The organism is Gaetbulibacter jejuensis, assembly GCF_039524015.1.
In the GTDB taxonomy this organism is placed as follows: domain Bacteria; phylum Bacteroidota; class Bacteroidia; order Flavobacteriales; family Flavobacteriaceae; genus Gaetbulibacter_B; species Gaetbulibacter_B jejuensis.
In genome coordinates this window covers 627,941-650,808 of record NZ_BAAAGF010000002.1, presented here as the reverse complement: position 1 = coordinate 650,808, position 22,868 = coordinate 627,941, and the positions used below count along the sequence as shown (strand labels likewise).

The window sequence follows — 22,868 nt, the reverse complement described above, 5'->3', positions numbered from 1 at the left end:
GGTTCTTAAAAACCTTTGTCTCTGTGGTCAAGTACGCAGCCCCGAAATGCCCTACGTTTCATACCCGAGACCGTTGCCAGTAATACCAAAATGAACATAGAATTAGAAAACCTTCAATCATCAATTAAAAGAAAATACAGTTTTAAATACAAACCTGAATTTTCTGAATCATTCAAAACAGATATTAAAGAAAGTCAAATAATTCCTCTAACTATTGAGGTTTTCGAAAAACTCGAATGGCCAGTTGTTTTTACAGATAAAAATTCTGTAGAAGCAAAAAGAAAAGGAGATTGGAATAAACTTACTGAAAAAATAACTGTTACTAAAAAACCTTCTGGACGAATAGAAGTTAACAGTAAAACAATTGAGGGAAATTTTACAGATTTTGGAAAAAACTCAAAAAGAACTGGATTATTCATTGCTATTTTTCAAAAGCTAGCAGCTGAATACAAAGAGAGCGGAAAACTTACCGAACTAGAAACTGAATTTGAAAAGCAAAATAATTGGGCTGATTATGAAGTACCAACCGAATTGCCAAAACCTAAAGAATTCGGAGAACCAAATTTAACTCTTACAATAATTGGTGCACTAACTATTGCAATTTTATTTGGACTATTAATTGCCTTTTTAACCGTTAATTTCACTTATTTTATTGGAGTATATGAACTCGGTATTGGAATTGGAATCGGATATTTCTTTGGTCAAGTTTTAAAAAAATCCAATTTTATCGAATTTCGACCAATTCAATTTATCGTTGGAGGAATGATGATTGTAATGTTTATTACAAGTCAATTTACACAATATCAATTGATAATATCAGAAAATAATATTTTTGAACTAGGCTTTTTTCAATTTATGAAAATGCGATTTGAGCAAGGCTTATCTATAAAAGATTTAAATACAGGTTGGATTGGTCTTACTTTGAGTTGGATTTTTCAAATGGTTTTTCCTTACTTTTTAGCGATTGGAAAAATTGCTGGAATTACAGCCAATTATATTATTGAGAAAATCCCAGAAAAAGTACTTGAATACACGATTTATCTTTTTGATATGCAAAAAACTGAAAGCGAAGTTAGAGCTGAATTATCACAAAAAGGTTGGAATAAAAGGTCTGACCAAGACAATGTTTTTCAAGCTATTGCAGAGATAAGCTCATTTCATCAGATGAATAGAGAATGAAAGTACTACTGGCAACAATGTATAACCGCAATTACGGCGGGTTCGACTACGTCCGAATCCACTCGGAATTGCTAACGTCAGTGCTTAACCGAAAAACATTAACTTTAATCCCGTAACTGACGGTTATACGAGACCGTTGTAGCCAATTTAAGAAAAACGCATTTACTCTATCAAAATTATAGTTTACTCAATTTGACTTTGAGTAACTAAAAAGCTGAATTAAGTTTGAGGAATCAAACCAAAACAAATGAATTACAAACTAATATTTCCTCTTATAACTCTAATCGGATTTCTAATCTCGTGTAACTCTTATAAAATTAAAGTTTACTCATTAAGCAAAAATATAGAATACACTGAAACAGATGGAAAAATGAGAATGTTTGCTTCAGAGCCAAATAAATCGATTATATTGATTTCCGACTCAACTCTGAATTACTCAAAAATTTACGGACATTTAGGAGCGTCAACTACAATTAAATACAGAAAATCCAACGACACGCTGATTTTGGAATCTCAAGATATTTATGGAAAAAATTTGACCGAAAACAATCCTGACTTTTCCAATCTTTATCTGATAACTAATGACAGTTTGACCAGTTTAATGAATAAAGAAAAATATTATTCAACTGACTATCTGAAAAATTCATCCAAAAAACCTAAAGGATTTTATATCGTATACGAGAATAAAGCCTACAAAATAAAAGGTCAAAAAAGTGCTGACCGAATACTTGGAAAAATTCCAAATATGGATACCAATAGATTTGTGGAATTGGACAAAGACTTTGCGAAAAAGAAATACGGAATAAACAGAAAATATAAAACGCTTGAATATAAATAAAAACTGGCTACAACAATGTATAACCACAATTACGGCGGATTCGACTACGTCCGACACGAGCACAAAGTGCGAACTGGCGAAGCAATCCACTCGGAATTGCTAACGTCAGTGCTTAACCGAAAAACATTATCTTTAATCCCGTAACTGACGGTTATACGAGACCGTTGTACAACAGTTAAATGAACCAGAAAATTCTTTACATATTTATCAGTTTATTTTTGGCTTTTAGTTGTCAAAACAAAAACCAAAAAAAGGAATCGGACTATGTCGTTCTTAAATACCGTTCGGAGTGGAACTGGATTTATAAAAATGCTCAACCAACAGAACTGACTGAATCGGAAATTTCAAAAATAGAGGAGTTATTAGAAAAAGCGGTAGCGGAATATAATTTAGGACAAGCAAAAAATATCAAAGAAAGAAAAGAATGGTTTGAGAAAACTTATCCAGATAAAGATTTTAGCAAATCGGAGCCAAAACTGGAAATCACCTTAACGGATTATAAAAGACAATATGTTCCAGTAATTAAAGAAAATGGAGAAAAAGAAGTTTGGGTTAACTTATTTTGCACAATTGAACATACGGATTGGAAAAATGAAATAGTTAAGGTCTATGACGGTGGAAATTGCTTTTTTAATCTAAAAATTAACTTAACCAAAAACTCTTATTCGGATTTCAATGTCAATGGAAGCGCATAAAAACCGTTGTACAACAACGTGTATAGTTCATTGCTTCTGATTTTCCTCGCGAAAAATCCTCGCCCTGAACTATCGCCAAGTTTTATTTGCTAAATTAGTGACCAGACCAACGCAACAAACCATACACAAACCGTTGTGTACAATGCCGAAAATGATAAAGAAATTCAACTTTAAACTGATTTTATTAGAATGTTTCGCTCTGATTTTTATCATAAGCGGAATGAAACGACTATATGTGGCATATAATGGAAAACTATTCGATGCTTTACTGAATGAGGATTGGGAAAAATTTGAATCTTTGACTGATTTAACAGGACCGCAATTTTTAGTAAACGAAATATATTGGACTTTAATCTGTTTGATAATTGGAATTATGGTAGTTGGACTAATAAACTGGAAGTATAAATTCGGAATTATAAACTCAATATTAGTTTTAATTCTGACATTCGGAATTTCTGCAACTGGAATTTACTCATCTGGAATTATTAACAGATACCTGAATTATTTTTGCGGATTATTTGCCGAAGGATATGGAATGGCTTTTCTAATAGGTGGCTTGATTATATTATTTGTCGGAATCACTATTTTATGGAAAACCATAATTATGAATAAAAAACACTGTACACAACAACGTGTATAATTAATTGCTAGGTCACTGCTGACTTACGAAAATTCCGCTGGAATTTTCTATCTGTGATTTGTTTGTTAACTTAGTTGCTTAACCACACAACTAACCATACACAAGACCGTTGTAAACAATTATGAAATCGAGATACGTAATCATATTATTACTGATTTTTCCAATTTTTGGAATCGCACAAACTTTCAAGCTGAAAAAACCAAATGTTACGGAACTAAATGCGGAATTGAAAAAAACGAACTACACTCAAGATGTGACTTACTTGTATCTAAATCGGAATTACAAAGCGGAATCAGAAAAACTAGAAGTTAAAAAATATAACTATCCAGATTTCAGTATTTGTGCATTTAAACAAAAATTTGAACACGGAATTGTTTACTCTGAAGAACAATGTCGAGAAGCTGAAGGAATAACAACAAAACTGATTTTACCGAAAACCGAAAAGCAAAGTTTAATCCAATGGGTTGAACTGATTTTTAAAAGTTCACCAATGGACATTGAACACGGATGGAATTTGGATAAAACAAAATTTGGACCAACTGACAATGGAGCTGGTTGCTATTTTGAAATAAAGGAAACCGAAAAAAACACACAAATAGAAATGTATTGCGGATGTTAAATTGAATTTATGATATTTACTCAAAAGACAAAGGACAACGAACTTTACGTGTATATGAATGGAAAGCTGATTTACAAAAGATGGTTAAAAACAGGTCAATCTAAAGTTTTTGACTTAATGGCTTATGACAAATACACGGAATATTCAATAAATGAAAATAAAAAATAACTGTTTACAACAATGGCTATAAGTAATTGCTTGTTCTCGCCTACTTCTGAAAATCCTCGCGGATTTTCAGTTTGGAGTGTACTTGCAAAGTTTCGTGCAAACCCACGCAACTACTCATAGCCGAGACCGTTGTGGGCAATTTAACCTAACCAAAGAATGCATACAGATTTACCATTAAAAGAAAGTTCAACAGATAAGTTAGGAAGACATCCTTTCGCTTATGAAATTGCATCTGGTTTAGTTAATTCATTTAAAGATAACAATGAAAGCATCGTACTTGGAATTAATGGAACTTGGGGCTCTGGAAAGTCTACTCTGTTGAATTTTATAATTAACGAAGTCGAACAACTTACGAAAAGTAATAACCAAGAGATTATTGTTTTAAGATTTAATCCTTGGATGTTCTCAGGACAAAAAGAATTACAAACAGTTTTTTTGAGAGAATTAATTTTAAAACTAAAAAACAACTCTGAAAAACTAAAAAACGCGTCCAAGAAAATTGCAGAATTTTTAGAATACTTGAATTGGGTAAATTACTTGCATTCAGGTGCTGGCGAAACTCTAAAAACATTAAAAAATCTCTTTAAAAAAGCAGGAAAGGAAAAAGAACTTGTTGAATTAAAAAAGGAAATAGACGATATCCTAATTGAATCAAAAGTAAAATTGTACATAACAATTGATGACATTGACCGATTAACACCAACCGAAATAACAGATATTTTCCAATTGATTAAATTAAACGGAAATTTTGCCAATACAATTTTCATTTTAGCCTATGACCAAGATGTAGTAGAAACTGCATTGGAAAATCAATTTGGAAGAAACGGGAAAAAATACATCGAAAAAATCGTACAAGTTGACTATACGTTACCAGCTATTTCCAAAGAAGATATAGCAAGACTATTCATAGACAACTTAAATCAACTTTTCAATGTTGAGGAAATAACTAACAGAATAAAAGATTTAAATGATTCTATCAAAGATGAACCTTTTGTAGAATTTTTTACTTCACTAAGGGATATTTACAGGTATAACAATAGCATAAAACTTCGGTTACCTTCAATCTTTAATGAATTAAATATTTTAGATTTTCTTTTAATCGAATCTTTAAGAGTATTTGACCAAAAAGCATATCACTTTGTAATCGACAATAAAGAAAGTCTTGTATACAAAAGCAACAACAACATAAATACATTTAGACTTCATACCGACAACGAAAAATCAACTGAAACTTTCATTGATAACACAGATTTTGACGAAATAATTAAAAGAATATTAAAAAGGTTATTCATAATTGATACTGCTTACAGTTTTAATGCTGAATCACCTAAGGACTTAATTCGTGGAAAAAGAGTTGCTGATACAAATTACTTTAATAGATATTTTAATCTTCAATTATCACATTTTGATATTCAAGAAGATGTTTTTGAGAGTTTTATAAATAAGAACTCAATAGAGGAAAACGAACAAACTCTAAAAGACGTTAATGATAAAAAACAAATATTTCAGTTCTTAAATTGGATTGAGATAAAAAGCAAAGGTTCAGACGAGAAAAAACACAAAAATATTATCCTTTCAATTTTAACCTACTCTAAAAACTTACAATACAAAAGCGGTATGTTTTGGGGAATAGGTTCTGATTTGATTACTGTTTTACACTATGTTTCCGATATGCTAAAAAGCATAAGCGACCTTGAGGAAAGGAAAAACTTAATCTTAGAGTATATTAAATCTAACAGGTATTTTTCTACTTTCTTTTTATGCGATAGAATATTATATGCGCACGAACAATTAGAAAAAGGAGAATTATATTCAAATAAAGAATGGTACTATCTTTTTAAATCTGAAAAAGAAATTGACCAAGAGTTCGTAGCAAAAATTTTATCTGATAGAAACTCAATAGCAAAAGAACTTTTTAATCAGTTATTAAGTGATAGTGAGTTTTTAGCTGAAGATGAAATAGGGTTAATCTTAGATGTTGTATATAAAAACTACAAAGACCATTATGAAGAAAATTTTCCTAAACTAATTGAAAAAGATATTGAACTGATTAAATATTTATGGCTATCAATAAAACGTAGTTGGATGACTTCTGGAAGTAGAGTTGGTTATCAACTCACTGAATACCAGCTTCATCCTGGTCTAACTAAGGAAAACATAAAAAGCAGATTGGATAATCTTAACTTGGATGAATTTGACGAAAATGAGAGAAAAGTAATTGCTCTATTTGAAAAGGCACACAATGACGGATTTGTAGAAAAAAAATATTATGACATTGAAACACTTGAAGAGATGGGAAGATGGTAAAAAACTGCCCACAACAATGTGTATAAGTAATAGCGGTTTAAGTGATAAAACGAGAGTTTAGAAGTAAAACAAAGGTCAGTGCAAAACCGAAAGGTTTGTGAGTAGAAATCCGCTACTACTCATACACGAGACCGTTGTGCATAATTAAAATGAAGAAACCGAAAGAAGATAAAGATTATAGAAAAATCATCATTTATGGAGCAATTATAACCGTATTGGTTTTATGGATTGCAAGTTGGTTATTGATTGATTATGTGATATTCCCAACATCCGAAGACAACACATCCTTATTTGGTAATAGAGGTGCTTTCGGAGATAAATTTGGTTTTATAAACTCGTTATTTTCAGGTTTAGCTTTAACTGGAATAATAATTTCAATTTATTTTCAGCAAAAGGAATTATCTCTGCAACGCAACGAACTGATTGAAACCAGAGAAGAATTTAAGGACCAAAATTTTCAGACAACATTCTTTAATCTTTTAAAAACCCAAAGGCAACTTGCGGAAGAAATCAATGTTACTATCTGGAATCTAAAGTCGTATGACAGTTTAAGAAATACAGATTTTAAAGGTAGAGTCTTTTTTAATAAATCTAGGACTGAATTAAAAAGGGTTATTAAAGCCTTGAAATCTGATTCTTATAACGAATATTCTGAATGGGGCGAATACTCTGAATATTATGAATCACCAACCAACGAATATGAAGCACATAGTCTTACGGAATCGAGAAGAATAGCTTACACTCTGAAATACTACAGAATTTCAAAAGAAACTTGGCAAAAGGCTAAAGATATGCAATCAATTGAAGTTGCAAGATTAGCCTATGGTGTGTTTTTCAATAGGTTTCATTTTGTAATGGGTCATTATTTTAGACATTTATACCATATAATTAACTTTCTAGACGAAAAAGAAAAAGAAAGAAAAATTGATAAGACTGGCCCAGAAAAAGAAGAGGTAGAAAAAGAATTTCAATCTTATGCAGATTTTGTACAAGCACAAATGACAACACCTGAATTATTCTTATTATTTTATAATTCTTTGTCATTTCCGAAACTTCAAAAATTGCTTATCAAGTATAATATATTGGAAAACTTAACTATCGAAGATTTACTTGAAGAAGACCATAATTGTATTGATGGTATTAACCTAAAAAGTAGAAACGAACTATTAAAATAACTATGCACAACAATGGCTATAAGTAATTGCTTGTTCTCGCCTACTTCTGAAAATCCTTGCGGATTTTCAGTTTGGTGTGTACTTGCTAAATTACGTGCTAAACCACGCAACGAAATCATACACAAAACCGTTGTAAAATATTTGAGAAAATCAAAAATCATATCATCATTAGTTCTGATTTTAATAATCGGATGCAAATCTCAAAGCGGAATTAAATACTCTGCTGATGATGGATTAGGTTTTGAATATTTAAATATCAAACAAAGTTTTAACATGAAATTGGTGGATTTTTTTCAGAATACTGCTCATTGTGGAACTGAAGGGCTTCCTTACGCACTTCTGATTGGAAAAACGGAATCGGAATTTGTACCTGAAAACATAACTGTTCTTTCTTATTGCGATAACAGGATATTTAAGGTTGGAGAGAAGTTAAAAATTGAGCTAACCGAAAATCCAACCGAAAAAACAACTATGAATCCAATATATTTTGTAAAAGACACAATAATTAATGGAAATAAAAATAGATGGTTAATTGGTTCGGAATATAAAGCGATCTGGGGAAGACCAATTAAACTTAAGAAATAAAAAACTATAACCGCATTTGCTTCACCAGTTCTTAACCGAAAATTAACATATATTAGTAACTGATGATTATACGAGACCGTTGTGCGTAATTAGAGAATGAACGATATTTCAATAAACAGATTTGAGAATAAACCAGAATTCACTTCTGATTTGGCGGATTTTGACAATTCTAAAACGGAATTGCATATTCGTGCGGACGTAAAAAATAGAAAGCTCTTAAACGAACTGAATATTGAAAAACTTTGGTTAATTGGAGCTAAAGAAAAAGACATTGAACAAATTTTTTCGCTTCATCAACCGAAATATGTGAGTCTTTACCAATTTCTGGCAAAAGATTTAAGCTGTTTAGAGAATTTGAATAAGTGCGAAACTCTAATAACAGAATGGAATACAAAAGCGACTGAACTTTGGAATATAGAATCTAATCCAAACTTGAAAAAATTGGCGATTAGAGATTATTCTAAAATTTCGGACTTGTCAGCATTAGAGAAAGCGACTAAAATCAAAAGTTTGTCATTAGATGGTGGAATAAATAATAAATTAAAAGTAGACAGCTTAGAACCGCTATCTAAACTTCCTCAATTGGAATATTTGAGACTGACTAACATAAAAGTCGGAGACGAATCTCTTGAACCAATTGCAAATTTGAGAAATTTAAAATTACTTGAACTTTCCAATCAATTTCCGACAAAAGAATATGCAAATCTTGCAGTCAAATTGACCGAAACGGAATGTTCAATGTTTCGACCTTATCACGAAGTTGAAATAAAAGACTCAAACGGAAAATTGGTTTATGACAGGATGATTATCGGAAAAAGAAAACCATTTCTCTTGTCGTCAAAAGACCAGAGTCGAATAGAGAAATACGAAAAGGAATTTGAAAAACTAAAAAACAACTACGCACAACAATGGCTATAAGTAATTGCTTGTTCTCGCCTATTTCTGAAAATCCTCGCGGATTTTCTATTCGGTTTTTATTTGCTAAATTACTTACTAAAACACGACACAAATTATACACAAAACAGTTGTAGCACATTAAACCAAAATCGCGTGAAAAGAATGAATACCTACATAATCTTTGGAGTTTTAGCACTAATCGGAATATTTGTTTTGATTAGTTGGAATTCAAACACACACGGAATTGCGGAAGATAAAACTGAATTGCGGAATCGTGAAATCCGACAAGAAAAACGAGATTTAAAACTCATTATTACCTACGACTACGGAGAAAAAACAGAAATTATAACTGAAAAAGCAACAGCGGAAATAATAAAAAGTACGATGAAATCAATAAATTGGAATGAATTTCACATCGTGCAATTGGAAGACACAAATGCGGATGGATATAAAGCTTTGGACGTTGGTGGAAGTTTAGGAGATGACGGATTAGCTTCTGGACTTGTGACAGACGATAACCACATTCTATTGGTAAAGCCATTGGAAACGGTTGACCAAATGACTGAAATACTTCTTGACTTTTTGAAAGGAGAAGAAATTTGGCGGAATAAATATGAATATAAATAACGTGCTACAACAACGTGTATAGCTCAATGCGGCTGAATTCCTAATCGGAATTCATTGCAATTTTGCTATCTTTGGTTTACGGCGGAAAATCCTCGCGGATTTCCCGCAACGAGCCATACACAAAACCGTTGGCAGTAATTTAAGAACCGAAATGCAAACATTCAGAATAAAAGGAAAAAGATTAAAAAATTGGAGGACATTCCACTCTGAATTTAAGAAAGAAATGAATTTTCCAGATTATTATGGAGAAAATATGAATGCTTGGATTGACTGCGTTGACGAACTGACTGACGAACCAACTATTTTACAAATTGACAACGGAAAATACCTGAAAGAAAACGAACCCGAATTATTTAACGCAATTTTGGAATGTGGAGCTTTCGTGAACTATAGGAAATTGAAAGTCGGAGAAAAGCCGAATTTGATAATTGCAACTGATTACTAAATGAAGGAAAGTAAAACTTTAAAATGGACTTTGATTTCGATTTGCGGAATTGGAATGATGCTGATAAGTTTTACCTTATTATATGATTTGCTAATTCCAGACATTTGCTACTATCACACTCACGAAATGAATTCATTTTTGAATTTATTTTATAGTGCTGGACCAGCAAGTAATGGACATCCAGAACCGAATATTTTGAATTTCATTTTATCATTATCAGTTGGTGGAATAATTGGAAATGGAATTTATGGAATACTGACAAAAAAGAACGAATTAAAAATAAAAACTACTGCCAACAATGTATAACCGCAATTACGGCGGATTCGACTACGTCCGAATCCACTCGGAATTGCTAACGTTATTAGTGCTAAACCGAAAAATTTGCGTACTTTATCCCGTAACTGACGGTTATACGAGACCGTTCTACGCAATTTGAAAAAAGTATTCGACATAGCATTAATAATTGTGACAATATTAGTTGTCGGTTTTGTTGGTATTTCACTTTTTGCTGTTTCAATAATGGGAAAAAGAGCAAATCCGAAAAATGACTTTCAAACAGAACAAAAAACATCTGATTTCAATTTAAAAACTGACTTAACTGATTTTAAGAAAAAAATGACTGAATTAGATACCATAAAGGTTTTCTTTGACCATTCAGTTTGCACTTACGAAGGTTTTGAGAGAATTGAAATCACAAAAAAATCTGACTCAATAAAAGTACGGACTGAATTTAAAGAATTGACTTTTAATGAAAATCAAAATCCCAATTGGAATTTAGTTTACGAGAAAAAAATTTCAGAAACCGATACAATTTGGCAATTTGAAAAGTTTATTGAGCGAAATTCTAACCGCAAAACATCGGACGAAAAAGAACGCGGAATTTTAATTGTTGCAAATAAAAAAGATACTATTCAGTTTTTCACAAACGGACTTGTGGACTTGAATCGATTTTTAGAAGATTATTATTTGACTATGAGAAAAATCTATCCAGAAAACAAAAATGGAATTTACGGAATTGAGCTTATTGAGGAATAAAAACTGCGTAGAACAATGGCTATAATTCATTGCGGTTGAATTCCTAATCGGAATTCAACGCAATTTTGCTATCTTTCGGCTACGGCGGAAAGAATCCTGCGGATTTTTCCGTAACGAAATCATAGCCCAAACCGTTGTAGGTAATTTAAGAAACTGTGTGACTTGAGAAAACAAATAGTATTTTCCATTATAATTTTAATTGTGTTTATTCTTGTAAACACTAGTTATTTATGGGAGGAAAATAGTGGAATCTTTGCTTTTGTTTTTGGAGCTTTTTTTATGATTTCATTTTTGATAATTGGAATCATCCAATTAATAAACATTGGAGTAATCATTTTCAAAAAAAAGTTTGGACTAAAAAGAATACTCTTAAATCTCTTTAATATTGTACTCTTGACAATTCTGTTTTTCAACCCAAATGGCATTATCAAACCGAAAGAAACAAGAGAAATATATTTAGAAGCATTTGCAGAAGGTGCTGCTAACTGTACGACTTCTTTAAAATTATTCAAAAATAAAGAGTTCAAGGAACTGAATATTTGTTTCGGAATTACAAGTGCAAAAGGAACATACAGAATTGAGAATGATACTGTTTATTTTGACACCAAAATAGTCCCAGAACATTCTAACAGATATTTTGATTTCGCAGTAATTAAAAATAAGGAATCGGAAATTATTAGATTTTATAAAAACGACACTATAGGAAAAAGACTAAAAATTAAACTGAAATAAAAACTACCTACAACAACGTGTATAGCTCATTGCGACTGAATTCCTAATCGGAATTCATTGCAATTTTGCTATCTTTCGGTTACTGCGGAATAACACTGCGTGTGATTCCGCAACAAGCCATAGACAAAACCGTTACCCAACATTTTGACATTAACTATGGATAAAAAAATATTAGGGAATTTTATAATCTATTTTCCAATTGTAGCATACACAGCTTACACAATTGTTATGAAAAAAGAAAACTCTGGAATTGATTGGACATCAGTCGTTATTGGAGGACTAATCGGAATGATAAGTTATACGATTGGAAATAGAATAAAAAATAAAGGAGAGGTTGAATAATGTTCTGGAATAGAAATAAGAAACATAAATGCTCAGAATGCAGACAAGTCCATTCGGAATGGCCTGCTTTGGCGTTTAAATCTCCTGTGAATTATGATTTTCTTTCCGAACAAGAAAAGTCTGAAATTGGAAAATTGGATTCTGACTTTTGCGAAATCCATTACGGAAACCAAATTGACAGATTTGTAAGAGTAACTCTAACTCAAAAAGTAAATGATACTTGTGAAAACTTGGATTATGGAGTTTGGGTTTCGCTGAGTGAAAAAAGTTACTCGGATTATAAATGCAATTTTGACAATGAAAATCACGAAACTGGATATTTTGGTTGGTTATGTAGTAACATTCCAGAATACGGAGACACAATGTCAATTCCTTGTGATGTAATTACAAAAAGTGGAAATGATAGACCTGAAATTTTTCCACACGAAGATTTTGACCATCCATTTGTTCGCGATTATTATGATGGAATTTCAAAAACAGAAGCGGAAAAGAGAATAAACGAAATGATAAAAAAACAGTGGCTATAAGTAATTGCTTGTTCTCGCCTACTTCTGAAAATCCTCGCGGATTTTCAGTTTGGTGTGAACTTGCAAAGTTAAGTGCTAAACTACGCAACTACTCATAGCCGAGACCGTTGTGCATAATATGAAAAAAACATTTTTGCTAATATTATCATTTTCGTTTTTCCTATTTCTAAACTCTTGCGGAACGAAATACTCGACGGCTGAAATGGAGTCAAATTTTACCCAAACTGAAATTGAAGATTTAAAACAAGTCACGGACTTTTTTATTAAAAGTGTATGTGGAAAATCGGATTTTGAAAATTGCTATAAAAACGTAAATCACGATTCCCTAATGATGCAAGGAACTGGAATATGGAAGAAAATAAATTTTGAAGAGCAGAAAAATATTTATGAACAAATATCTAAAACGACTTTTGACAAAATTTGGATGTATTGCGAATCGACCTATTATCCGAGTGAAACAAAATCCAAAGATATTTGTGCAGTAGCATTGGGAAAATACCAAAATTATTTGGCGGAATTGGGAAAAACAAACCCAAGAATTGCCAAATATGCCGAAAGAATTCAAGCATCAGGGGCATTTAATGGATTTGACATTCAGTATCAGGAAATTTTAAAATCAGATAGCAACTTTGATTTAAATGACCCGAATATAAAACTGATTTTGGCAATACATTATTTATCGCTAAACGATGAAGTAAATAGAAACGCTCATTTAAGGCAACGACAAGAACCAACATTTAAATAAAATACTATGCACAACAAGGTGTATAGCTCATTGCGACTGAATTCCTTAATCGGAATTCATTGCAATTTGCTATCTTTTGGTTACGGCGAAAAATCATAGCTGATTTCCCGCAATGAGCCATACACAAACCGTTGGCAAACATTTAAGAAAACCGGTTAACTAATTGAAAATCTACCTTCACTCATTAAGAGTTTCGGGAAAATAAAACACGTAATAGATTTGACAAAAGTCTAACTGAATGAAAAAAATTGGAATAATACTTTTGACAATTTTGCTGAATCTCAATTTGAGTTTCTCACAAACCAAATCTGAAATTGACTCATTGTTAAACGGAATTTCGGAAACAGAAAACTCTAAAGAAATTACGAAAACCGAGCAAGCGAAAAAGATTATTGCTTTTGGAGAAAACTCTCTGAAAACTCTTGCGGAATTTTTTACTGACTCAACTCTGACTAAAGTTAAATCGGAATGTCAAGAGCGGAATTTAACGAAAGGAGAAATTGCAATTATTATGGCTGACCGAATTGAGGGAATGCCATACTTTACAGTAACTGGAATTCAAAACTGTTTAATTACTTTCTGCGAAAACAATCCGAATTTAATAGAGTATTATTTATGGGCGATTAAAAGAGATGGAACCGAAAAGTTTAAAGAAAAATATTTAGCGTGGTTAGAAAGTGATGACAGAATAGAATGGACACCACTACTCGACTATAAATCAAGAAAAGAACGGAAAAAAGAAATACGGAAACGAAAACGTGAAAAGAGGAAAGCTGAATAAAAAACGATTTGCCAACACCGTGTATAATTAATTGCTTTGGTCGTTGCTTATTTGGAAAATTCCTTCGGAATTTTCTCGCGTTCGTTTTTGTTTACTAAATTAGTTGCTCAACCACGCAACTAATCATACACAAACACGTTGTGTATAATTTGTAAAAATAGAAATCAAAACTGAAATTTGAATAAAACTGCAATAAATATCAAAACTGAAAAGTGGAATGAAATAATCTCTGTATTAAGAAAAAGAGGTTGGGTTGTAACCGCAAAATATTACGGATTTGACGCAGGAATTGATAATGATTTTTTGATTTTAAGAAAGGGATTCAAAAAAATATTGTTTGGTTGGACTAATTGGTTTGAGGGAGAAATAAAATGTAATGACCGAATTTTTGACTATTTAGAATCTGAATTTAAACTGGAATTTGAATATGGAAAACCGACAAGTCTGAAACCAGTTGTGGTTGCTACTTACAGGATTCAATCTCTACCGTTATTTCTTGTAAAAAAACTGAATTTATTAAAAAGTTGAAAAATAGAAGCTGTACACAACAATGTATAACCGCAATTGCGACGGATTCGACTACGTCCGACACGAGCACAAAGTGCGAACTGGCGAAGCAACCCACTCGGAATTGCTAACGTCAGTTCTAAACCGAAAATTAACGCATATTAACCCGTAACTGGCGGTTAAACGAGACCGTTAGCACCAATTATGAAAAAAATTCTGCTTACCATAATATTTATTACTATTTCAAGCAAACTTTTGGCTTGTTCTTGTGGAATAGTTCCATTAATGGATAGAATTCCAATGTCTGACTTTATTGCAACTGCAAAAATCCTTAAAATTTCACCTGACAAAGAAAATTCGAACTTACATGATATTCAAATAGAAATAATTGACCTGTATAAAGGACAACAAACGAGCAATTTAAAAATCTATAGTGCTTTAAATAGTAGTTGTGCATTTTATACACCTGAAAATAGTGAATGGTTAATTTTTGCGAGTAAAAATAAAAACGGAGATTTGAGTTTTGGGTATTGTTCTGGCGCAAAACAAATAGATAGAAAATTCAACTCTGAAAAATATCCATACGCGGAAAAGAACTATAAAAAATCGATTGAACTCAAACTTCAAGTCCTTGAATATTTAAAAAAGTCTGAACTTCAAACTTCAAACGAATTTGGATTAAGAACATCATTTTCTAACGGTTGCTTAAAGGAATTCAAAGGTTATGAAGTCAAAACGGATAGATTTGCACTTTATGAATTGACTGTTGAGAGTGATTTGTCGATTAGTGAAGTTAAAGCATTAAAAGAATTTGACAATGAAAACCTTAAAAATGACTTGTTGAACTGTGTTAAAGAAAGTGTCAAGATTTATACTCGGAAAAAAGAAACTGATATATCAAATAAAACAAAAATTATAATTGGACTTTACTATTATGCTTCCGAAAGAGGTAACGAAAGTTTTATAGGACAATTTGATTTATAAAATAACTGGTGTTAACAATGTCTATAAGTAATTGCTTGTTCTCGCCTACTTCTGAAAATCCTCACGGATTTTCTATTCGGTTTTTATTTGCTAAATTACTTACTAAAACACAACACAAATCATACACAAAACGGTTTAGTACATTATGAAACACCTCATACTAATCATTTTAATACAATTCTCATTTATTTGCTTCGGTCAAGAATCAATTGAAAACAATGGTGAAATGTGTCGATTGTTGAATGAAATGATTAATAATGATCAATTATATAGAAGTGGAGAAATCTTAGGTGGTTCTTTTGGTACTGAAAATAATAGTTCAAAAAAAGAAATTGATTCGGTTTGGTCTCTACAAATTAAAATTGATAACAGAAACACTGAAAAACTAATTGAACTGACCAAAAAATACGGATGGATATCTGATGAACGAATTGACTGTCCTAAACTTAACATTTGGCTTATATTTAGACATTCTCAAAAAAAATATTTTCCAGAGATTTTGGAACTAATTACAAAGGAACATGAAGCTAAAAGACTGAATGATTTTCATTACAGACTTATAAAAAATCATTTGGAAGGAAGACCAAAAATGTAATTTGCTATTAGTAAATGTGACAAAACAACGTGTATAGTTCATTGCATTTTTACAACACACAAACACTCAACTATGAAAAAAATACTACTACTAATTGCAACTGTTATATTATTTAACTGTACTAATGACGATTCTGACTCAATAGATACCAACAATAGTATTGAAATGGTTTCTGAATTTAACAAGTGGTATCATAGAGGCGAATATGAATATTTTAATGGTGCAACAGCAACAATTGAATCTACCAAAATATATTTAACCTATTTTTTTGATGGAGATACGCTTATTAACAACGTTGAGTACAAAAAAATGTATACAAATCAGTTAGATTCCATTTTTCATTTACCTTCTTCTTCTAGTGCTTATCAATTTATATCTACAAGTACAAGTTTAAATTATAGATGCGCAATGCGTCAAGATGCAAGTATGGTGTACTTTGTTAATAAAAATCAAAATAACGAAGAGTTATATGCTGATTTTAACATTACCCTTGGAGATGTTTTAAACTATAAATGGAGCTCAAATAATGAAGTGGTTACCGAAATTGATTCAATACCTATAGGAAGTAGCTATTTAAAAAAATATAAACTAAGTAATGATCAATATTTTTATGAAGCTATAGGTGCATCATATGGGCTGTTTAAAGACTGGAGTATTGGTTTTGAAGGAGGTCATTATTTAAACTGTTTTAGGCATAGCAATGATAAAATAAGTGTTGATGAGAGTTTAAGTCCTACAAACAACTACTGTCCTGAATATTAATTTTTTACTCATAAAAAGTTAAAAAAGCTGCTATATAATGATAACGCATCGAAAAATAAGAGGTGGTAATCGTATTTTAAAATCTATTGAAGAATGGAAAAACTACAATATAGAGTTAGACTTAGATTATCTTAAATCTAGTAAACGAAATTACTGTAAAATATGGGTAAGTCCTTTTGTCAACATCTCTATTACAGGTTCCAATATACCTTCACCTAAACTCAAACACAGACAAGAAATTATAAAAGGTTTATTGGAAATTTATAACCATTGGGAACAGCAGCTAAACACATTAAACAAGCCTTACTATTTGGCAATTTGGTTGTTTGAACCTCGCTTAAAAAAGTCTCAAGTTGTTTGTGCTATTGATGAAATGGTAAATTTTTATGACATCACATTTTATAAACCAAAAGACCAGCACAATTTTCCGTCTCAAAATTACGGTAAACTTCAAGAAGAATTAAACACTTTTAATTGGACTTATGCGTTGGATGAAGATCATTTTTTTCAGTCTGATATCGATTTAGAAGAAGATAGTTATGCTAGCAAGCAAGACTATATTGGCATGCAAAAATGGTATAATAGAAAACTAAAACAGGGTTTGCGAACCGACACTTCTTCAAAAGACACCTTTTATGCTATAAAAATGGGTGCTACTTGGATTGGTACTAAAAATTAAATAATAGATCCTATAATGGTACAATAAAAAGTACCTTCTGAAAAGTATAATGCTAATACAAATCCTAAATTATCTAATTTGTAATCTATCCCATTAAAAAGAGTAAACCCAATAACAATCTAAATCTATCTTGAATAATTAGGAGCTTCTTTAGTAATAGTGACATCATGCGGATGACTTTCGTTGATTCCGCTAGCTGTGATTTTTACAAACTGTCCTGTTTCTTTAAGTGTTTCAATATCTTTGGCTCCACAATAACCCATTCCAGCACGTAATCCGCCAATAAACTGATGGATACTTTCTACCAATTCGCCTTTGTATGGCACACGACCTACAATACCTTCTGGTACTAGCTTCTTGATGTCATCTTCTACATCTTGGAAATAACGGTCTTTACTACCTTGTTTCATGGCTTCAACCGATCCCATTCCTCGATACGATTTAAATTTTCTTCCTTCGTAAATAATGGTTTCACCTGGAGATTCTTTAGTTCCTGCTAAAAGCGATCCTAACATTACACTATCAGCTCCTGCTGCAATGGCTTTAGGGATATCACCTGTGTAACGAATACCACCATCAGCAATTACTGGTACTCCACTACCCTTTATTGCTGCAGCAACTTCTAATACTGCTGAAAATTGAGGAAAACCTACACCTGCAACTACACGTGTTGTACATATTGACCCTGGACCAATACCTACTTTTACAGCATCAGCTCCTGCCTCTACTAAGTACTTTGCAGCTGCAGCAGTAGCTATATTACCTACTACTACATCCAATTCTGGGTATTTAGTTTTTACTTCTTTAAGCACTGAAACCACACCTTTGGTATGCCCATGGGCTGTATCAATAATAACAGCATCAACACCTGCACTTACTAGAGCAGATACTCTATCTAGAGCATCTCCTGTAACACCAACAGCAGCAGCAACACGTAATCTTCCGTATTTATCTTTATTTGCAATAGGTTTTTGGGTGAGTTTAGTAATATCTCTAAATGTTATTAACCCAATAAGTTTATAGTTATCGTCAACTACAGGTAATTTTTCAATTTTATTGTCTTGTAAAATAACTTCAGCATCCATTAAAGATGTGCCTTCACCAGCAGTTACTAAGTTTTCAGAAGTCATTACTTCAACAATGGCTCTGTCATTGTCTTTTTCAAATCTTAAATCACGATTGGTAACAATTCCTTTTAATGTTCCGTTTTCATCAACAATAGGAATTCCGCCAATACTGTGCTCTGCCATATTTTGCTTAGCATCAATTACTTTGGCAGTAAGCGGTAAAGTTACAGGGTCTATAATCATACCACTTTCGGCACGTTTTACACGTCTTACCTTTATAGCCTGCTCCTCAATGGTCATGTTTTTATGCAACACACCAATACCTCCTTCTCTAGCAATGGCAATAGCCATTCTACTTTCGGTAACGGTATCCATAGCTGCAGAAACTATAGGAACGTTAAGTGTAATGTTACGCGTGAATTTTGTTTGGATGTTAACCTCTCTTGGTAATACTTCGGAATAGGCTGGGACTAAAAGTACGTCGTCATAAGTTAATCCTTCTCCTAGTATCTTATTTTGATGTGCTGTCATGTTGCAATTAAAATTAATTGCGCGTAAAGGTACGATTTATATATGAAATTACACTTAAATTTTAATATTAAAAGTATTATTTCTGATATAATTTACGAGCTATTTCATAAGCTAACTCTAGAAGAGTATTCAATTGAAATTTATTTTTAATTATTCTAAATAAAATTTGATAAACTAAAAATGAGTAGTAATTTTGCAGGCTGAAAACCAAATTATACTTAATCAGTCTAAATAAATGAAAACTAAGTTATTATTACTTTTATTAATAGTTACAAGCAGTTTAACTGCACAAAATGCTATTGATAGTACAAAAACTAACCTAGATTCTATTCAAAGTCTAGAAGAAATTTTAATTAAAACTAATGTTATTTTTGGGAATAAATATTTAGCTAAAAACCGTACAGGTTCTGCTTATTATATTTCCCCATCTGAATTAAAAAAACTGGGTTATACAGATATTAACCGTGTTTTAAAAACCGTTCCTGGTGTTACTATTGTAGAAGAAGATGGTTTTGGACTACGTCCAAATATTAGTTTAAGAGGAACTTCTGCAGAACGCAGTGCAAAAATTAGTTTAATGGAAGACGGAGTACTAATAGCTCCTGCTCCTTACAGCGCCTCAGCTGCTTATTACTTTCCTTCTGTAGGACGTATGGAAGCTGTTGAAATTTTAAAAGGTAGTAGTCAAGTACAATATGGTCCATTTACAACTGGTGGTGCTATAAACATGGTCTCTACACAAATACCTGATAGTTTTTCTGGGCGAATAAAAGCTTCTTATGGTAGTTTTAATAGTGGTCAAGTATATGCAACTGTAGGAGATAGCCATGAAAACTTTGGGTACAATATTGAGTATTTAAATTTTAATTCTGATGGTTTTAAAAACTTATTAAACGACCTTAACACAGGATTCGATAAAAACGATGTTGTTGCAAAATTCCGACTAAACACAGAGAAGGAAGCAAAGATTCAACAAAGCTTTGAAACTAAATTTCAGTTTGCTGATGAAGTATCAAATGAAACCTATTTAGGGTTAACAGATGCTGATTTTAATAATAATCCTTTTGATAGATACGCAAGTTCTCAAGAGGATAAAATGACCAATGAGCATATTCAACTGTTATTAACTCACAATATTGAATTTTCTAAAAAATTTGCTATAACCACCAATGGGTATTTTAATAGATTTGAAAGAAACTGGTATAAATTAAACGATATTACCGCTAATGGTGATAATGTAAGTATTGCTAACATTGTATCTAACCCTGAATTATATCCTACACATTTTAATTACATGACAGGTTTAGAAAATGCGCCAGAAGATGCATTAACAGTCAAAGCTAACAATCGTAAATATATTTCAAAAGGTGTACAAACTAAATTAGATTATCATTTTTATGGAGAAAACACTTTTCATGATATTGAGTTAGGATTAAGATACCACTACGATGAAGAAGATCGTTTTCAATGGAAAGACTACTATAACATTGTAAACAATACTATGCAATTAACTACTAAAGGTATACCAGGAACAGATGCAAACAGAATTAGTAGTGCTAAAGCTTTTGCCTCTTACGTTATGTATAAATTTAAGTATAAAAACTTAACATTAACACCAGGTTTGCGTTATGAAAACATTGTACTTAAGCGTGAAAACTATGGTACAAACGACGTAAACAGAACAGGAAGTGATTTATCGATAAGAGAAAATAAGGTAGATATTTTTATTCCTGGGATTGGTTTTAACTATAAATTCAACAATAACTATTCTGTTTTTGGTGGTGTACATAAAGGGTTTTCACCTCCTGGAAATGAAGACGGACAAAAACCTGAAGAAAGTATCAACTATGAGTTAGGAACCAGATTTAACTATAATGGTATACAAGGAGAAGTTGTTGCGTTTTACAACGATTACAGTAACTTATTAGGAAGTGATCTTGCTGCAAGTGGTGGCACTGGGAGTTTAGATGTATTTAACGCTGGAGAAGTGGCTGTAAAAGGTATTGAAGTGCTGCTAAACTATGATGTTTTAAAAAGCAATACAGCCTTTGATTTACCAATTACTATAGGTTACACTTTTACAGATACTGAATTTTTAAATAGCTTCGGTAGTGATGATGGTATTTGGGGAACAGTTACTGAAGGCGACGAAATACCTTACATAGCAAAACACCAATTAAATGCAAGTATTGGTTTTGATCATAAAAAATACTCAATTAACTTAAACGGTAGATATAATGGAGAGTTTAGAACAGTTTCTGGTAGCGGATTTATACCTGAAAACCAAAAGGTTGACTCTGCTATTGTTTTAGATCTTGCTGGTCGCTATAATATTACTTCTAAGTTAAGTACAACATTAAACATTATTAACCTATTAGATAACGAGTATGCAGTATCAAGAGTACCTGCAGGATTAAGACCTGGTCATCCTTTTGGAGTGTATGCTGGTTTAGAATTTCAGTTTTAATCTAGACAAAACAATAAATAAAGAAAAGAGTTTGTATTATTTACAAACTCTTTTTTATTAATGATAAAAATTAAAAATTTTACTCGCTTCGTTATAAGCACTTTCAAAACTCATAGCGTTAAGGTCGCTACTTTTTTGAGATGTAAAGTAAGATAATAGCTTTTCAGTAGGCATATTACCCGTAAGTTCGTCTTTGGCCATAGGACAACCACCAAAACCTTGTATAGCTCCATCAAAACGTCTGCAACCTGCTTTATATGCTGCATCTACTTTTTCGAACCAAGTAGTTGGTGTAGTATGTAAATGTGCCCCAAACTCTACATGAGGATATTTAGGAATAAGGTTGGAAAATAAATAATCAATACTTTCAGGATTAGAAGTCCCTACAGTATCACTTAACGAAAGAATCTTCACTCCCATTGCTGCAAGTTTTTCGGTCCATTCACCAACAATATCCACATTCCAAGGGTCTCCATAAGGGTTACCAAATCCCATAGAAATATAGACAACCACTTCTTTGTTTGACTTATCTGCTATTTCCAGTATTTCATTTAAGGTCACTACAGATTCTGCAATGGTTTTATGCGTGTTTCGCATTTGGAAGTTTTCAGAGATTGAAAACGGATAGCCTAAATAGTTAATTTCCTTGTGCTGTGAAGCATCATTTGCTCCTCTTGTATTTGCAATAATTGCCAACAACTTGCTAGTCGTTTTGCTTAAATCTAATTGCGAAAGGACTTCGGCAGTATCCACCATTTGCGGAATAGCTTTAGGTGACACAAAGCTTCCAAAATCAATAGTATCAAAGCCTACACGTAGTAAAGACTGAATGTACTGTACTTTCTTTTCGGTAGGAATAAATGCCTTAATACCTTGCATGGCATCTCTAGGGCATTCAATGATTTTTACTGGATTGCTCATTAGCTTCAAAGATAGAAA

27 protein-coding genes are annotated in these 22,868 nt (G+C 32.0%); 25 read left to right on the top strand and 2 right to left on the bottom strand.

All coding sequences use genetic code 11. The features are described from left to right. The first annotated feature begins 90 nt into the window (after window positions 1-90). The 24 genes from ABD011_RS09555 (at window position 91) to ABD011_RS09440 (ending at window position 17,864) form a co-directional block, all read left to right on the top strand. Complete coding sequence (locus tag ABD011_RS09555) at window positions 91-1,179, top strand: hypothetical protein (protein WP_343797783.1); 1,089 nt, start codon at window positions 91-93, stop codon at window positions 1,177-1,179. Between the two features lie 247 nt (window positions 1,180-1,426). Further along, complete coding sequence (locus ABD011_RS09550; RefSeq protein ID WP_343797781.1) at window positions 1,427-2,017, top strand: hypothetical protein; 591 nt, start codon at window positions 1,427-1,429, stop codon at window positions 2,015-2,017. A gap of 179 nt (window positions 2,018-2,196) precedes the next feature. Then, window positions 2,197-2,712, top strand: a complete 516-nt coding sequence (locus tag ABD011_RS09545; protein ID WP_343797779.1) for a hypothetical protein — start codon at window positions 2,197-2,199, stop codon at window positions 2,710-2,712. 97 nt (window positions 2,713-2,809) lie between these two features. Next, window positions 2,810-3,352, top strand: coding sequence for a hypothetical protein (locus tag ABD011_RS09540; RefSeq protein ID WP_343797777.1), 543 nt, complete (start codon window positions 2,810-2,812; stop codon window positions 3,350-3,352). 226 nt (window positions 3,353-3,578) lie between these two features. After that, the gene (locus tag ABD011_RS09535; RefSeq protein ID WP_343797775.1) at window positions 3,579-3,971 is read left to right on the top strand and encodes a hypothetical protein; all 393 of its coding nucleotides are present in this window, start codon (window positions 3,579-3,581) and stop codon (window positions 3,969-3,971) included. Window positions 3,972-3,980: 9 nt separating this feature from the next. After that, a complete protein-coding gene (locus ABD011_RS09530; RefSeq protein WP_343797773.1) occupies window positions 3,981-4,139 on the top strand; it encodes a hypothetical protein in 159 nt (52 codons plus the stop codon). Window positions 4,140-4,295: 156 nt separating this feature from the next. Next, window positions 4,296-6,446 (top strand): KAP family P-loop NTPase fold protein, encoded by a 2,151-nt coding sequence (locus ABD011_RS09525; RefSeq protein ID WP_343797771.1) that lies wholly within the window; start codon window positions 4,296-4,298, stop codon window positions 6,444-6,446. A gap of 149 nt (window positions 6,447-6,595) precedes the next feature. Further along, on the top strand, window positions 6,596-7,621 hold the full coding sequence (locus ABD011_RS09520) for a putative phage abortive infection protein (RefSeq protein WP_343797769.1): 1,026 nt from the start codon (window positions 6,596-6,598) through the stop codon (window positions 7,619-7,621). Window positions 7,622-7,762: 141 nt separating this feature from the next. Continuing rightward, on the top strand, window positions 7,763-8,206 hold the full coding sequence (locus tag ABD011_RS09515; protein ID WP_343797767.1) for a hypothetical protein: 444 nt from the start codon (window positions 7,763-7,765) through the stop codon (window positions 8,204-8,206). Between the two features lie 96 nt (window positions 8,207-8,302). Continuing rightward, entirely contained in the window at window positions 8,303-9,124 is an 822-nt protein-coding gene (locus ABD011_RS09510; protein ID WP_343797765.1) for a leucine-rich repeat domain-containing protein, read from the top strand. A gap of 141 nt (window positions 9,125-9,265) precedes the next feature. Continuing rightward, a complete protein-coding gene (locus ABD011_RS09505) occupies window positions 9,266-9,730 on the top strand; it encodes a hypothetical protein (protein ID WP_343797763.1) in 465 nt (154 codons plus the stop codon). 151 nt (window positions 9,731-9,881) lie between these two features. Next, entirely contained in the window at window positions 9,882-10,175 is a 294-nt protein-coding gene (locus ABD011_RS09500; RefSeq protein WP_343797761.1) for a barstar family protein, read from the top strand. Next, the gene (locus ABD011_RS09495) at window positions 10,176-10,481 is read left to right on the top strand and encodes a hypothetical protein (RefSeq protein ID WP_343797759.1); all 306 of its coding nucleotides are present in this window, start codon (window positions 10,176-10,178) and stop codon (window positions 10,479-10,481) included. It begins immediately after the preceding gene. A gap of 159 nt (window positions 10,482-10,640) precedes the next feature. Further along, the gene (locus ABD011_RS09490) at window positions 10,641-11,210 is read left to right on the top strand and encodes a hypothetical protein (protein ID WP_343797757.1); all 570 of its coding nucleotides are present in this window, start codon (window positions 10,641-10,643) and stop codon (window positions 11,208-11,210) included. A 162-nt stretch (window positions 11,211-11,372) separates the two neighbouring features. Next, on the top strand, window positions 11,373-11,942 hold the full coding sequence (locus ABD011_RS09485; protein ID WP_343797755.1) for a hypothetical protein: 570 nt from the start codon (window positions 11,373-11,375) through the stop codon (window positions 11,940-11,942). A 156-nt stretch (window positions 11,943-12,098) separates the two neighbouring features. Continuing rightward, complete coding sequence (locus ABD011_RS09480; protein WP_343797754.1) at window positions 12,099-12,284, top strand: hypothetical protein; 186 nt, start codon at window positions 12,099-12,101, stop codon at window positions 12,282-12,284. Beyond that, window positions 12,284-12,811: a DUF2199 domain-containing protein gene (locus ABD011_RS09475; RefSeq protein ID WP_343797753.1), complete on the top strand. Its 528-nt coding sequence runs from the start codon at window positions 12,284-12,286 to the stop codon at window positions 12,809-12,811. The genes ABD011_RS09480 and ABD011_RS09475 overlap by 1 nt, the downstream gene beginning before the upstream one ends. 202 nt (window positions 12,812-13,013) lie before the next feature. Next, window positions 13,014-13,556 carry a hypothetical protein gene (locus ABD011_RS09470; protein ID WP_343797751.1) on the top strand — a complete coding sequence of 181 codons (543 nt, stop codon included), beginning with the start codon at window positions 13,014-13,016 and terminating at the stop codon, window positions 13,554-13,556. A 238-nt stretch (window positions 13,557-13,794) separates the two neighbouring features. Next, complete coding sequence (locus ABD011_RS09465; RefSeq protein ID WP_343797749.1) at window positions 13,795-14,337, top strand: hypothetical protein; 543 nt, start codon at window positions 13,795-13,797, stop codon at window positions 14,335-14,337. Window positions 14,338-14,514: 177 nt separating this feature from the next. Then, on the top strand, window positions 14,515-14,865 hold the full coding sequence (locus ABD011_RS09460) for a hypothetical protein (RefSeq protein ID WP_131506588.1): 351 nt from the start codon (window positions 14,515-14,517) through the stop codon (window positions 14,863-14,865). Between the two features lie 183 nt (window positions 14,866-15,048). Beyond that, entirely contained in the window at window positions 15,049-15,828 is a 780-nt protein-coding gene (locus tag ABD011_RS09455; protein WP_343797747.1) for a hypothetical protein, read from the top strand. Between the two features lie 145 nt (window positions 15,829-15,973). Continuing rightward, a complete protein-coding gene (locus tag ABD011_RS09450) occupies window positions 15,974-16,423 on the top strand; it encodes a hypothetical protein (protein ID WP_343797745.1) in 450 nt (149 codons plus the stop codon). 72 nt (window positions 16,424-16,495) lie between these two features. Next, on the top strand, window positions 16,496-17,185 hold the full coding sequence (locus ABD011_RS09445; protein ID WP_343797743.1) for a hypothetical protein: 690 nt from the start codon (window positions 16,496-16,498) through the stop codon (window positions 17,183-17,185). A 37-nt stretch (window positions 17,186-17,222) separates the two neighbouring features. Then, window positions 17,223-17,864, top strand: a complete 642-nt coding sequence (locus ABD011_RS09440) for a hypothetical protein (protein WP_343797741.1) — start codon at window positions 17,223-17,225, stop codon at window positions 17,862-17,864. 125 nt (window positions 17,865-17,989) lie between these two features. Here ABD011_RS09440 and guaB read toward each other — a convergent pair whose 3' ends face one another. Continuing rightward, window positions 17,990-19,462 (bottom strand): IMP dehydrogenase, encoded by a 1,473-nt coding sequence (gene guaB, locus ABD011_RS09435; protein WP_134201329.1) that lies wholly within the window; start codon window positions 19,460-19,462, stop codon window positions 17,990-17,992. A 235-nt stretch (window positions 19,463-19,697) separates the two neighbouring features. Between guaB and ABD011_RS09430 the strand changes: the two genes are divergently transcribed. Next, the gene (locus tag ABD011_RS09430; RefSeq protein ID WP_343797738.1) at window positions 19,698-21,929 is read left to right on the top strand and encodes a TonB-dependent receptor family protein; all 2,232 of its coding nucleotides are present in this window, start codon (window positions 19,698-19,700) and stop codon (window positions 21,927-21,929) included. 57 nt (window positions 21,930-21,986) lie between these two features. Here ABD011_RS09430 and ABD011_RS09425 read toward each other — a convergent pair whose 3' ends face one another. After that, on the bottom strand, window positions 21,987-22,850 hold the full coding sequence (locus ABD011_RS09425) for a hydroxymethylglutaryl-CoA lyase (protein WP_131506577.1): 864 nt from the start codon (window positions 22,848-22,850) through the stop codon (window positions 21,987-21,989). Window positions 22,851-22,868: the final 18 nt, after the last annotated feature.